The following is a 12,645-nucleotide window of genomic DNA, read 5'->3' as shown; positions in this document are numbered from 1 at the left end:
TAAGCCGGGCATACGAGTTGCTGCATGAGCCGGCGGTCGACACCGTTCTCAAGCCCGAACTGGAGAGTTGCATGCCCTATGTCTTGCCCGAACTACCGTACGCGTACGATGCGCTGGAACCGCACATCGATGCGCTGACCATGGAAATCCACTACACCAAGCACCACCAGACGTATATCAACAACCTGAACGCCGCCCTGGAGGGCGCGGGTTTGCCGTCCGACGAGCCGGTCGACGCACTGGTGGCGCGTATCGACACCCTGCCCGAGCCGGTGCGCGGGGCGGTGCGCAACAACGGCGGCGGCCACGCCAATCACAGCCTGTTCTGGACCGTGATGTCGCCGCAGGGCGGCGGCAAGCCGCAGGGCCGCTTGGCCGCGGCCATCGATGCCGACCTGGGCGGCCTGGACGCGTTTCGCGATGCCTTTACCAAGGCGGCGTTGACGCGCTTCGGCAGCGGTTGGGCCTGGCTGAGCGTGACTTCCCAAGGCAAGCTGGTGGTGGAGAGCACCGCCAACCAGGATAGTCCGCTGATGCAGGGCAATACGCCCGTGCTGGGGCTGGACGTGTGGGAACACGCGTATTACCTGAAATACCAGAACCGCCGCCCGGAATACATCTCCGCGTTCTTCAACGTGATCGATTGGGTCGAAGTCTCGCGCCGCTACGACTCCGCCAAGGCATAGCGGCGTCGCCACCCTCCCGGGGGCGCCCGGTTTTCTTCCCCCAGAACTGAGTCGCCCGGACGGCCCATCGGATATGAACACTTTCAGCCGCCACCGCATGCGCCCGCAGGCCACCAGTATCAGCGTCTGGACGCTGGCCTTGCTGGTGGCCTGCCTGGCGGTGCACGCCCTGTGGGCCTATCTGATACCGCGCGCCCCGCATGTGGCCGACGCACTGGCCGGCGGGCTGTTGGCCGCCGGCGCCACTGCGCTGGGCACGGTGCCGGTGATGTTCTCACAGACGCTGCCCGAGAAAGTACAGGACACCATGTTCGGCTTTGGGGCGGGCGTCATGCTGGCGGCCTGCGCGTTTTCACTGGTGGCGCCGGGCATCGCGGCGGCGGGCGAGCTGGGTCATGGCCCCTGGGGCGCCGGCCTGGTGGTGGGCGCGGCGGTGCTGCTGGGCGCGGCCACGCTGTTGCTGATGGAGCGCCTGTTGCCGCATGAGCATTTCATCAAGGGCAAGGAAGGCATCGAAGTCCATCGCCTGCGCCGCACCTGGCTGTTCGTGTTTGCCATTGCTCTGCACAACGTGCCCGAAGGCCTGGCGATAGGCGTAGGTTACGTGGGCAATGATCCGCTGCGGGGCAGCGCGCTGGCCACGGGCATCGCCATCCAGGACGTGCCCGAGGGGCTGGTGGTGTCGCTGGCGCTGCTGGCGGCCGGCTACCGCCGCAGCTTTGCGGTGGCCCTGGGCATGCTGTCCGGGCTGATCGAGCCGGTGGGGGCAGTATTGGGCGCTGTGGTGGTGGGCTGGTCGGCCGTGCTGCTGCCCTGGGGCCTGGGCTTTGCCGCGGGCGCCATGCTGTTCGTGATCAGCCACGAGATCATTCCCGAATCGCACCGCAAGGGGCATGAGGTGTATGCCACCTGCGGGCTGATGATCGGTTTCGTGCTGATGATGCTGCTGGACACCGCGCTGGGCTAGCGCGGCATCGCGGTTCAGTCGGGGTGCAGCGCCTGCGCCGGAACCGCCCCGGGCTTGGGCTGCCCTACCGACTGTTCTACTGCCGGCAGGCTGTGCGCAATGCCCTTGTGGCAGTCGATGCAGGTCTGGCCTTCCTGCAGGCCTTGCTGATGCATGCGGGCCGAGCGCGAGCTTTGGCCAGAGTAGTCGAAGTAGCTGTAGTCGTGGCAGTTGCGGCATTCCTGGGAATTGTTCGCCTTCATGCGCCGCCATTCGTTCTGCGCGAGCTTGGCGCGCTTAGCCTCGAATTTCTCGGGTGTGTCGATGGTGCCCAGGAAATGGTGCAGCAGCTCGTTAGAGGCGTACAGCTTGCGCAGCATTTTCGGTCCCCATTCCTTGGGCACGTGGCAGTCCGAACATACGGCCCGCACGCCGGTGCGGTTGGAATAGTGCACGGTATTGCGGTATTCCTGGTACACGTTCCGGTTCATTTCATGGCAGGAAATGCAGAACGCCGCGGTATTGGTCCATTCCATGAACGTGTTGAAGCCGCCCCAGAACATGATGCCCAGCGCGAACGCCAGTCCCAGTCCGCTGACTGCCCGTGCCCACGCGCGGCGCGGCAAGGTCTTGATCCACTTGAGGTTCATGATGCACGCTCGCTCAATTCAGGCCTTTGACGCGCTGGAAGGTGTTCTCGACCAGCGGCTTGGCGTCGCTTTGGGTGACATGGCATTGCTGGCAGAAATAGCGCGACGGGCTGACCGACGACAGCTCGCGGCCTTGCGCGTCGCGGAAGTGGGTGATGGAAATCTTGGGCGAGTTGGTAGCCTGCGCGCGCGCCCATGCGTGGCAGTCCAGGCATTTGTTGAATTTCAGCGTCACGGGGTAGTTGCTGCTGGCGTGCGGCACCAGCGGCGGCTGCTGCACGAAGTCGCGCGGCAGCGTGGCGCCCGCGTCGAGCTCCTGACGATAGTGGCCGGCTTCGTGTTCGACATCCGCGACGCTGTTCTGGCGCAGGCTTTGCACCGTGGAAGGGTCGTCGGCCAGGGCCGGCGGCATGCCGATCATCAGGCCCGCGAGCAGGCCGAGGGCGGTCTTGTACAAGGCGCGTTTCATGATTTACTCCTATGGCGGAACCGGTGGCTCATGCGGAATACCTGTTGAGGGCAGACGTCGATGCAGCGGCCGCAAGTGGTGCAGTCGGCGTCGAGAATGACGGGGTGGTCCTGGCCGGCGGCCTTGAGCGCGGGGCGGATGACCTGCGGCTCGGGGCAGATGCTGTAGCAGTCCATGCAGTCGTCGCATGCGGCGCGGCCCGCGGCGTTTACGCGCAGCAGCGCGCGCCTGCCCAGCAGGCCATAGAACGCCCCTACCGGGCATATGTGTCCGCACCAACCGCGCGGCGTCACCAGCAGGTCGTACAGAAAAATGCCCAACACCAGCGCCCACACGGCGCCGAAGCCGAATACCAGCGCCCGGTGCAGCATCGATACCGGGTTGACCCATTCCCATGCGATGGTGCCGGTGACGGCCGAAGCCAGCAGCGTGCCGATCATTACCCACAGGCGCAGGGACTTGGATGGCGTGCGCCCGGGCGGACGCAGTTTCAATTTACGGCGCAGCCAGGACGCGGTATCGGTAACCACATTGACGGGACACACCCACGAGCAATACACGCGTCCGCCGAACAACAGGTAAAAGCCCAATACGATGCCGGCGCCGAGCAGCGCCGTGTCCAGCGGCGCGTGGCCCGCGAACAGGCTTTGCAGCAGCTGGTACGGGTCGGTCAGGGGCAGCCAGTCGAGCGTCAGGCTGGACGACAGGTTGCCCTTCACGGGCCACCAGTCGCGTTGCAGCACGCCGCGGCGCAACAGCCATGCGCTGGCCGGCCCGATCAGGAACAGCGCCAGCAGGCCCGCCTGCACGGTGCGGCGCAGCAGCAGCCAGCGATGGGCGCGCAGCCAGCCCTTGCCGGCGATGGCGGCGGCGGTGGGGTTGCGCCCCGCAACGTTGGGCCGCCTGGGTTTGGGGGAAACGGTGTTCACGGCTTGCCGCCTCCGTCTGGTATTGCGGGCACGTCGTCCAGGCCGCGCACCGGCAGATGGACTTGCTCGCCAATGACCGAGCCGCCGGCCTTTTCGGCTTCTTCCCAGCCCTTGCGGTAGTGGCCGGCGGTTGAGCCCTGGGCCAGCTGGTGCGGCAGCACCTTGATGGCCGAAGCGCCAGGCAGCACGCAACTTTGCTCGCATTTTCCGCAGCCGGTGCAGTGGTCGGAGTGCACCGTGGGCAGCAGCATGGCGTGGCGGTCGGAGCGCGGGTTGTGGCGCAATTCGAGCGTGATGGCTTCGTCGATCAGGGGGCAGACGCGATAGCACACGTCGCAGCGCAGGCCCTGGAAGTTCAGGCAGGATTCCTGGTCGATGAGCACGGCCAGGCCCATGCGCGCGTCTTCGATGCGGGTCAGGCCGTGGTCCAGCGCGCCGGTCGGGCAGGCTGGCACGCAAGGGATGTCATCGCACATTTCACAGGGCACGCTGCGTGCGTCAAAATAAGGTGTGCCGGAAGGAACCGGCGTGCCCAGGGTAGCCAGCTTCAGGGTGTCGTAGGGGCAAGCGCGCACGCACAGCCCGCAGCGCACGCAGGCCGCCAGGAACTCTTCTTCAGACAGCGCGCCGGGCGGGCGCAAGGCAGTGGCCGGCAGCGAGCCGGCCTGCCTGGCGTACAAACCCAGGCCCAGCGCTACCGCGCAGGCGCCGCCCATGGCCGCCGCCGACTGCTGCAGAAACTGTCGGCGGCCCGAAGGCTTGATGGAAGTGGAATCCGTCATGGCTGGTCAGTGGGATGCAATGCCAAGGGCCGGGTTCAGGCCTTCTGCACCTTGACGGCGCATTTCTTGAAGTCGGTTTCTTTTGACAGCGGGCAGGTGGCGTCCAGCGTCAGCTTGTTGACCAGGCGTCCCTCATCGAAGAAAGGCATGTACACCAGTCCGCGGGGCGGCTTGTTGCGGCCGCGCGTTTCCAGGCTGGCAAACACTTCGCCCCGGCGCGACGCGATCTTGCATTGCATGCCGCGCTGCAGTCCGCGCTCCTTGGCGTCGTCGGGGTGCATGAACAGCACCGCTTCTGGTACCGCACGGTGCAGTTCGGGCACGCGCCGCGTCATTGAGCCGGTGTGCCAGTGTTCCAGCACGCGCCCGGTGCACAGCCACAGGTCGTAATCCTGGTCGGGCACCTCGGCCGGCGGCTGGTAGGGCAGGGCGAAGATATTGGCTTTACCGTCTTTGTTGCCGTAGAAGCGTACGCCTTCGCCCTGCTTCACGTAGGGGTCGTAGCCTTCGCGGAAGCGCCACAGTGTTTCCTTGCCGTCGACCACAGGCCAGCGCAGGCCGCGGGCCCGGTGGTAAAGATCGAAGTCGGCCAGGTCATGGGCGTGCCCGCGGCCGAACTGCGCGTATTCTTCGAACAGGCCCTTCTGCACATAGAAGCCGAAGTGCTGCGACTCGTCGTTCATGTAGCCGTCGATGGCGTGCTTGTTTACGACGCCCACGTCCGCCAGCGGGTAGCGGTTGACCACGCCATTGGCATAGAGCACGTCGTAGAGCGTCTTGCCGCGGTATTCGGGTTTTTTGTCGAGCAGTTCGGCCGGCCACACTTCTTCAATCTTGAAGCGCTTGGCGAATTCCAGGTACTGCCACAGGTCGGAGCGCGACTCGCCTGGCGCCCTGACCTGCTGCCGCCAGAACTGGGTGCGGCGCTCGGCATTGCCATAGGCGCCTTCTTTTTCGACCCACATGGCCGTGGGCAGGATCAGGTCGGCCGACAGGGCCGACACCGTGGGGTAGGGATCGGACACCACCACGAACGCTTCCGGGTTGCGCCAGCCGGGGTAGATTTCATCGTTGATGTTCGGGCCGGCCTGCATGTTGTTGGTGGTGGAGGTCCAGTAGCACTTGAGCTTGCCGTCTTTCAGCGCGCGGCTCTGCGCCACCGCGTGCAGGCCCACCTTGGCCGGAATGGTGCCTTCGGGCAGTTGCCACAGTTCTTCGGCGATTTTGCGGTGCGCGGGGTTGCCGACCACCATGTCGGCCGGCAGGCGGTGGGCAAAGGTGCCCACTTCGCGCGCGGTGCCGCAGGCCGATGGCTGGCCCGTCAGCGAGAACGGGCCGCAACCCGGCTGGGAAATCTTGCCGGTCAGCAGGTGCACGTTGTAGATCATGTTGTTGACCCACGTGCCGCGCGCATGCTGGTTGAAGCCCATCGTCCAGAACGAGACGATTTTTTTGTCGGGATCGGCGTACAGCTCGGCCATCCGCTGCAGCTTCTCGGCGGGCACGCCCGACAACCGGGCGGTGTAGTCCAGCGTGTAAGTGGAGACGAATGCGGCGAATTCTTCGAAGGTGGCGGGTGTGGCGGCGCCGGGGTCGCCCTTGGGCTTGCCGTCGGCGCCGGGATAGCCGTTCGAGGTGGCCGATTGTTCGCGCGGATCGTTCGGCCGCAGGCCGTAGCCGATGTCGGTGGCGCCGACCTTGAAGTTGACGTGCTGTTCGACGAATTCGCGGTTGACCCGTCCGTTCTGGATCAGGTAGTTGCACAGGTAGTTCAGGATGGCCAGGTCGGTTTGCGGCACGAAGATCATGCCGTTGTCAGCCAGTTCGAAACTGCGATGCTCGAATGTGGACAGCACATGCACTTCGCTGCCCGCGTGCGTCAGGCGGCGGTCGGTGATGCGGCTCCAGAGTATGGGGTGCATCTCGGCCATGTTCGATCCCCACAGCACGAAGGCATCGGCGTGCTCGATGTCGTCGTAGCAGCCCATGGGTTCGTCGATGCCGAAGGTGCGCATGAAGCCCACCACCGCGCTGGCCATGCAATGGCGCGCGTTGGGGTCGAGGTTGTTGCTGCGAAAGCCCGCCTTGTACAGCTTCGAGGCGGCGTAACCTTCCCAGATGGTCCATTGGCCCGAGCCGAACATGGCGATGGCGTCGGGGCCGCCCGCGGCCAGCGCCTGTTTCCATTTCTGCGCCATGATGTCGAAGGCTTCGTCCCAGCTGATGGGGGTGAATTCGCCGTTCTTGTCGTATGCGCCGTTTTTCTTGCGCAGCATGGGCCGGGTGAGGCGGTCGGCGCCGTACATGATTTTGGACAGGAAGTAGCCCTTGATGCAGTTCAGACCGCGATTGACCGGCGCTTCGGGATCGCCCTGGGTGGCCACGACGCGATCGTTCTGCACGCCTACCAGCACCGAACAGCCGGTGCCGCAGAAGCGGCAGGGCGCCTTGTCCCATCGCACCTGCAAGGGCGGGCTGCCGGCCTGGGCCAGGGCGGCGGCGGGCAGGCTCATGCCGGCCGTGGCGGCCGCGGCGGCCACGGCGTTGGTCTTGATGAATTCGCGTCGGTTCAGTGACATGATGGAGCTTCCTGTGCCGGAGATCGGTGGAGAGAGGGCAGTTGGCTGGCAGGCGGCGCGTCGTCTTCGCCGTATTCGTAAGCCAGGGTGGCCGACAGCACGCAAGGAACTTTGTGGGCGGCCAGGATGGAGTCGGCGGTGCTGTAGCCCGGGCCGTCTTCGATGGTGATGATGAGCTTGCCGGTGGCGGCGTCTTGCGCATGCACCTGCACGCCCGGGATGGCGGCCAGCGCGCTTTCGGCGGCGGGCAGGCTGTGCGGCGCGATGCGCAGGACCAGGCTGACGATTCTCATGTGGCCTCCGGAATCAGGGCTGCCACCGGGCAGGCCGGCAGGCAATCGCCGCAGCCGGTGCAGCGGCCGGTATCGACATGGGGCTGGGTGGGGCCGCCCGCGCGCGGGCGGAAGCGAAGGGCGCCGACGCTGCAGGTTTCGCCGCACAGGCGGCATTCGATGCCGCGGCGGGCTAGGCAGGCGGCCGTTACCCGGGCGCGCCATGGCCGGCCCTGCGCGGCGGCTGACCCGGGCAGTATCGGCCCGGGCTTCAGGCCAGTGAGCAACTGGCGTCGAGTGAACCCCATAACTAAGATCCCCTAAAACCTGTAGGGAAGTATGGGTATTGAGCCGGATTTGCCGCTTGACAGCAGTCAAGCGGGTTTGGCCGCCGTTGATAGCTGTCAATCTTGCCGCTGAAGACGGGCGTCCGGCCGGCCGCCGACCCCGGGCAAGCGACAATTTTGCCGGCCCGGGCTTTCGATGTATGCTTCACGCCGCTGTCATGCAAGTGCGGGAGAGAGCGGCCTGGGTCTATACGGGCCGCCGCCGAAGGCGCAATTCGCCCGGAATCGCTCAGGTAACCCATACCGCGCTGCATCAGCCCGCCCGGCTCTCCGCCGGCGCCGGCTGAAACAGCACTCTGGAGAGACCTGGCGCCATGGTGGTTAACGTGCGCAGCCCAGGCGCCGAAGGTGCAAACCCGCGTCCCAGCGGGGCAACTCTCAGGCAAAAGGACAGAGGGGCGGAAAATCCAGCTGGCTTCTGGCGCTTTCCGCTCCCAGGCCGGCATATTCCGTAACCCTGGCGATGCCGCCGCACCGGAGCCTGCCCCATGTCCGCTTCCCTCAAACGCACCCCGCTGGCCGACGCCCACGTCGCCGCCGGCGCCCGCATGGTCGATTTCGGCGGCTGGGACATGCCGCTGGCGTATGGCTCGCAGCTCGAAGAACACCATGCCGTGCGCCGCGACGCCGGCATGTTCGACGTGTCCCACATGCTGAACGTCGACGTCACCGGTCCGGACGCCACTGCATTTCTGCGGCGCCTGGTGGCCAACGACGTGGCTCGCCTTACGGTGCCCGGCAAGGCGTTGTACAGCTGCATGCTCAACCCGCAGGGCGGCATCATCGACGACCTGATCGTCTATTTCTTCGCTGCCGACCAATGGCGCGTGGTGGTAAACGCCGCCACGGCCGACAAAGACGTTGCCTGGATGCAGCGCGTGGCCGCGGCGGGCAGCTACGACGTCGCCATCGCGCCGCGCCGCGACCTGGCCATGGTGGCCGTGCAGGGGCCCAACGCCCGTGCCCGCGTCTGGGCCGCCCGGCCGGCCTGGCAGGCCGCCACCGAGCCGCTGACGCCTTTCGTGGCGGCCCAGGTGGCCGACGACACCCTGGTGGCGCGCACCGGCTACACCGGCGAAGACGGTTTCGAGATCGTGCTGCCGGCCGACCAGGTGGTGGCCTTGTGGAACGATCTGCTGGCCCAGGGCGTGCGCCCCTGCGGGCTGGGCGCGCGCGACACGCTGCGCCTCGAGGCCGGCATGAACCTGTATGGCCAGGACATGGACGAGCTCACCCAGCCCGATCAGGCAGGCCTGACCTGGACGGTGTCGCTGAAAGACCCCGAGCGCCGTTTCGTGGGGCGCGATGCCCTGGAACAGTTCGCCGCGCCCCGCGGCTTCGTGGGCCTGAAGCTGCAAGAGCGCGGCGTAATGCGCGCCCACATGGCGGTATACACGCCCCTGGGCGAGGGCGAAATCACCAGCGGCACGATGTCGCCCACGCTCGGCGTGTCGGTGGCGTTCGCCCGCGTGCCCCAGGGCGTGCAGCCTGGCCAGACGGTCGAGGTCGATATCCGCGGCAAGCGGGTGCCGGCCCTGGTATGCAAATTGCCGTTCGTGCGCCATGGCAAGGCGGTCGAACACTCGTAAACTGCCACCATGCGCCGGCAGGGGTGCCGGCGCATGCGCGCAATTCCCATCCTAGGAGCTTCCATGAGCCTGCCCACCGACCGCAAATACACCGAATCCCATGAATGGGTCAAAGCCGAGGGCGACGTGTTCGCCGTTGGCATTACAGACAACGCCCAGGAACAATTGGGCGACCTCGTCTTCGTTGGCGATGTCAACGTCGGCGCCAAGCTGAAGGCCGGCGCCACGGCTGGCGTGGTCGAATCGGTCAAGGCCGCTTCCGACATTTACGCGCCCGTGTCGGGCGAGATCGTGGCTTTTAACGACGAACTCGAAAGCACGCCCAACCTGATCAACGAATCGGCGTTTTCCACGTGGATCTTCAAGATCCGGCCCGACAACGCGGCCGACGTCGACAAACTGCTGGACGCTGCCGGCTACGAAGCCGTCGCCAACGGCTGACCCTGGCCGACGCCGCGCGGGCGCTTCGTCCGCGCGGCCATTTTTCCGCACCCGAGATACCCCCATGTCGCGCGCCCTAGACCCCCACACCGATTTCATTCCCCGCCACATCGGCCCCACCGCGGCCGACCAGGAAAAAATGCTCGCGGCCATTGGCTGCGGCAGCCTCGATGCCTTGCTGCAGGAAGTCGTGCCGCCGGCCATCCGCAGCCAGGGTCCGCTGGCGCTGCCCGCCTCGCGCAGCGAATCCGACGTGCTGGCCGACCTGAAGGCGGTCGCCGGGCGCAATCGCATCTACCGTAATTACATCGGCCAGGGCTACTACGGCACCCACACGCCCAACGTGGTGCTGCGCAACGTGCTCGAAAACCCGGCCTGGTACACCGCTTATACGCCGTACCAGCCCGAGATTTCACAGGGCCGGCTCGAAGCCCTGCTCAACTACCAGACCATGGTGGCCGACCTGACCGGGCTGGACATCTCCAACGCATCGTTGCTGGATGAAGGCACGGCCGCGGCCGAAGCCATGACGCTGGCGCGGCGGGGGTCGAAATCGGCCAGCCAGGTGTTCTTCGTGTCGGCGCACTGCCATCCGCAAACCATCGAAGTGGTGCGCACGCGCGCCGAAGGCCTGGGCATCGAGGTCGCGCTGGGCGATGAGGCCCAGGGCTTGCCCGAGTGCTTCGGCGTACTGCTGCAATACCCGCACAGCCTGGGTGGCGTGGCCGACTATCGCGCGCTGGCAGAGGCCGCGCACGCGCAGGGCGCGGTGGTGGCTTGCGCCACCGACCTGCTGGCCCTGGCCCTGATGACGCCGCCCGGCGAATGGGGCGCCGACATCGCCATCGGCTCGTCGCAGCGGTTCGGCGTGCCGTTCGGTTTTGGCGGCCCGCATGCCGGCTTCATGGCCTGCAAGGACGCCTATAAGCGCAACATGCCGGGCCGCCTGGTGGGCGTGTCCAAAGACGCGCAGGGCAATCCCGCGCTGCGGCTGGCCTTGCAGACTCGCGAACAGCACATCCGCCGCGAGAAGGCCACCTCCAACATCTGCACCGCCCAGGTGCTGCTGGCCGTAATGGCCGGCCTGTATGCCGTGTGGCATGGCCCGGACGGCATTCGCCGCATTGCCACCCGCGTGCATCGCTATACCGCGATCTTGCGCGCCGCGCTGACGCAGCTGGGCATCAAGGTGGTCAACGACACCTTCTTCGACACGCTGTTGCTGGAAACCGGCGTGGCGACGCCGGCCATTGTCGAGGCCGCGGTGTGCGAACACATCAATCTGCGCCGCGTCGACGGCGCACGGCTGGCGGTCTCGCTGGACGAAACCGTTACGGCCGCCGACCTGCAGGCCCTGGTCAATGTGTTCGCGGCCGGCTTGCAGAAAGACGACCTCGCACTCGACATCGACGCGCACGACGCCGCCGCGCCCGGCGGTATTCCCGCTGCGCTGCAGCGCCAGGGCGGCATTCTGGCGCATCCGGTGTTCTCGAGCATCCAGTCTGAAACCGACATGCTGCGCTACCTGCGCAAGCTGGCCGACAAAGACCTGGCGCTGGACCGCAGCATGATCCCGCTGGGCTCGTGCACCATGAAGCTGAACGCCACGGCCGAGATGATCCCCATCACCTGGCCCGAGTTCGCGCTCATCCATCCTTATGCGCCGGCCGACCAGAGCGCAGGCTATCGCGAACTCATCGAACGCCTGTCGAAGGCGCTGTGCGAAATTACCGGGTACGACGACATCAGTCTGCAGCCGAATTCCGGCGCTCAGGGCGAGTATGCCGGCTTGCTGGCCATCCGCGGCTACCACCGCGCCAACGGCCAGGCGCAGCGTAACGTGTGCCTGATCCCCGCTTCGGCGCACGGCACCAACCCGGCCTCGGCACAATTGGCCGGCATGGAAGTCGTGGTGGTGGCATCCGACGCCAATGGCAACGTCGACCTCGACGACCTGCGCGCCAAGCTGACCCAGGTGGGCGACCGCCTGGCCGCGCTGATGATCACGTATCCGTCTACGCACGGCGTATTCGAAGAATCGATCACCCATATCTGCGACCTGGTGCACCAGGCCGGCGGCCAGGTGTACCTGGATGGCGCCAACATGAACGCCATGGTGGGCGTCGCGCGTCCCGGCAAGTTCGGCTCGGACGTGTCGCACCTGAACCTGCACAAGACGTTCTGCATACCGCACGGCGGCGGCGGCCCCGGCGTGGGCCCGGTGGCGGTGCGTTCGCACCTGGCGCCCTTCCTGCCAGGAGTGCTCAATGCGCAGGGCAAGCTGGGCGGCGAAACGGGAATCGGGCCGGTGGCGGCGGCGCCGTACGGCTCGGCCGGTATCCTGCCGATTTCGTATGCCTACATTGCCCTGATGGGCGCCGACGGCCTGCGCCGCGCCACCGAGGTGGCCATTCTCAATGCCAACTACGTGGCCGCGCGCCTGCGCGACTACTATCCCGTGCTGTATGCCGGCCGCAACGGCCGGGTGGCGCACGAGTGCATTCTGGATGTGCGCCCGCTGAAAGACAGCAGCGGCATCAGCGCCGAAGACATCGCCAAGCGCCTGATGGACTACGGCTTCCATGCCCCCACCATGAGCTTCCCGGTGGCCGGGACGCTCATGGTCGAGCCCACCGAGTCCGAGGGCCTGGCCGAGCTCGAGCGCTTCATCGACGCGATGATCGCCATTCGCGAAGAAATCGCGCAGGTCGAGCGTGGCGAGCGCGACCGCGACGACAACGTGCTGAAGAACGCCCCGCACACGGCGCAGATGCTGCTGGCAGAAGAGTGGCTGCACGACTACCCGCGTCAGCAGGCGGCATATCCGGTGGCCTCGCTGCGCGATGCCAAGTACTGGCCTCCGGTGGCGCGCGTGGACAACGCCTACGGCGATCGCAACCTGGTGTGCGCTTGCCTGCCGGTCGAGGCCTACGCCTGAGCTTCGGGCGCGCGGGG

12 protein-coding genes and 2 riboswitches are annotated in these 12,645 nt (G+C 66.5%); of the genes, 5 read left to right on the top strand and 7 right to left on the bottom strand.

Annotated features, from left to right (window positions below; all coding sequences use genetic code 11):
- Positions 1-71: 71 nt before the first annotated feature.
- Positions 72-686, top strand: a complete 615-nt coding sequence (locus BPET_RS20745; RefSeq protein ID WP_041864301.1) for a superoxide dismutase — start codon at positions 72-74, stop codon at positions 684-686.
- A gap of 73 nt (positions 687-759) precedes the next feature.
- Positions 760-1,653 carry a ZIP family metal transporter gene (locus tag BPET_RS20740; protein ID WP_041863117.1) on the top strand — a complete coding sequence of 298 codons (894 nt, stop codon included), beginning with the start codon at positions 760-762 and terminating at the stop codon, positions 1,651-1,653.
- 14 nt (positions 1,654-1,667) lie between these two features.
- Here BPET_RS20740 and BPET_RS20735 read toward each other — a convergent pair whose 3' ends face one another.
- Genes BPET_RS20735 through BPET_RS20705 form a run of 7 tightly spaced genes read right to left on the bottom strand, consistent with a single transcriptional unit; the run spans position 1,668 to position 7,621 of the window.
- A complete protein-coding gene (locus BPET_RS20735; RefSeq protein WP_012250972.1) occupies positions 1,668-2,282 on the bottom strand; it encodes a NapC/NirT family cytochrome c in 615 nt (204 codons plus the stop codon).
- A gap of 13 nt (positions 2,283-2,295) precedes the next feature.
- Entirely contained in the window at positions 2,296-2,751 is a 456-nt protein-coding gene (locus BPET_RS20730; protein ID WP_012250971.1) for a nitrate reductase cytochrome c-type subunit, read from the bottom strand.
- A complete protein-coding gene (gene napH / locus BPET_RS20725; protein WP_012250970.1) occupies positions 2,748-3,680 on the bottom strand; it encodes a quinol dehydrogenase ferredoxin subunit NapH in 933 nt (310 codons plus the stop codon). The genes BPET_RS20730 and napH overlap by 4 nt, the downstream gene beginning before the upstream one ends.
- Positions 3,677-4,462, bottom strand: coding sequence for a ferredoxin-type protein NapG (gene napG / locus BPET_RS20720; protein WP_012250969.1), 786 nt, complete (start codon positions 4,460-4,462; stop codon positions 3,677-3,679). The genes napH and napG overlap by 4 nt, the downstream gene beginning before the upstream one ends.
- A gap of 35 nt (positions 4,463-4,497) precedes the next feature.
- Complete coding sequence (gene napA, locus BPET_RS20715; protein ID WP_012250968.1) at positions 4,498-7,041, bottom strand: nitrate reductase catalytic subunit NapA; 2,544 nt, start codon at positions 7,039-7,041, stop codon at positions 4,498-4,500.
- Positions 7,032-7,334, bottom strand: coding sequence for a chaperone NapD (locus BPET_RS20710; RefSeq protein ID WP_012250967.1), 303 nt, complete (start codon positions 7,332-7,334; stop codon positions 7,032-7,034). The genes napA and BPET_RS20710 overlap by 10 nt, the downstream gene beginning before the upstream one ends.
- Entirely contained in the window at positions 7,331-7,621 is a 291-nt protein-coding gene (locus tag BPET_RS20705) for a 4Fe-4S dicluster domain-containing protein (RefSeq protein WP_012250966.1), read from the bottom strand. The genes BPET_RS20710 and BPET_RS20705 overlap by 4 nt, the downstream gene beginning before the upstream one ends.
- A 196-nt stretch (positions 7,622-7,817) precedes the next feature.
- Positions 7,818-7,916: riboswitch (glycine riboswitch) on the top strand.
- A gap of 30 nt (positions 7,917-7,946) precedes the next feature.
- Positions 7,947-8,064: riboswitch (glycine riboswitch) on the top strand.
- Between the two features lie 84 nt (positions 8,065-8,148).
- On the opposite strand from BPET_RS20705, the gene gcvT reads away from it, so the two are divergent.
- From gcvT to gcvP, 3 genes are all read left to right on the top strand, one after another.
- Entirely contained in the window at positions 8,149-9,249 is a 1,101-nt protein-coding gene (gene gcvT, locus BPET_RS20700) for a glycine cleavage system aminomethyltransferase GcvT (RefSeq protein ID WP_012250965.1), read from the top strand.
- A gap of 63 nt (positions 9,250-9,312) precedes the next feature.
- Positions 9,313-9,690, top strand: a complete 378-nt coding sequence (gcvH, locus tag BPET_RS20695; protein WP_041863116.1) for a glycine cleavage system protein GcvH — start codon at positions 9,313-9,315, stop codon at positions 9,688-9,690.
- Positions 9,691-9,754: 64 nt separating this feature from the next.
- Complete coding sequence (gene gcvP / locus BPET_RS20690; RefSeq protein ID WP_012250963.1) at positions 9,755-12,628, top strand: aminomethyl-transferring glycine dehydrogenase; 2,874 nt, start codon at positions 9,755-9,757, stop codon at positions 12,626-12,628.
- Positions 12,629-12,645: the final 17 nt, after the last annotated feature.

This window comes from Bordetella petrii (assembly GCF_000067205.1).
GTDB classification, from domain to species: domain Bacteria; phylum Pseudomonadota; class Gammaproteobacteria; order Burkholderiales; family Burkholderiaceae_B; genus Bordetella_A; species Bordetella_A petrii.
The sequence above is the reverse complement of the archived record's forward strand: the minus strand, read 5'-3'. Positions and strand labels throughout refer to the sequence as shown.

Bases quoted from the DNA above. Each gene is read 5' to 3' on its own strand.
- BPET_RS20745 (WP_041864301.1), top strand. From the start codon at position 72: ATGCCCTATGTCTTGCCCGAACTACCGTACGCGTACGATGCGCTGGAA.
- BPET_RS20740 (WP_041863117.1), top strand. From the start codon at position 760: ATGAACACTTTCAGCCGCCACCGCATGCGCCCGCAGGCCACCAGTATC.
- BPET_RS20735 (WP_012250972.1), bottom strand. From the start codon at position 2,282: ATGAACCTCAAGTGGATCAAGACCTTGCCGCGCCGCGCGTGGGCACGG.
- BPET_RS20730 (WP_012250971.1), bottom strand. From the start codon at position 2,751: ATGAAACGCGCCTTGTACAAGACCGCCCTCGGCCTGCTCGCGGGCCTG.
- napG (WP_012250969.1), bottom strand. From the start codon at position 4,462: ATGACGGATTCCACTTCCATCAAGCCTTCGGGCCGCCGACAGTTTCTG.
- napA (WP_012250968.1), bottom strand. From the start codon at position 7,041: ATGTCACTGAACCGACGCGAATTCATCAAGACCAACGCCGTGGCCGCC.
- BPET_RS20710 (WP_012250967.1), bottom strand. From the start codon at position 7,334: ATGAGAATCGTCAGCCTGGTCCTGCGCATCGCGCCGCACAGCCTGCCC.
- BPET_RS20705 (WP_012250966.1), bottom strand. From the start codon at position 7,621: ATGGGGTTCACTCGACGCCAGTTGCTCACTGGCCTGAAGCCCGGGCCG.
- gcvT (WP_012250965.1), top strand. From the start codon at position 8,149: ATGTCCGCTTCCCTCAAACGCACCCCGCTGGCCGACGCCCACGTCGCC.
- gcvH (WP_041863116.1), top strand. From the start codon at position 9,313: ATGAGCCTGCCCACCGACCGCAAATACACCGAATCCCATGAATGGGTC.
- gcvP (WP_012250963.1), top strand. From the start codon at position 9,755: ATGTCGCGCGCCCTAGACCCCCACACCGATTTCATTCCCCGCCACATC.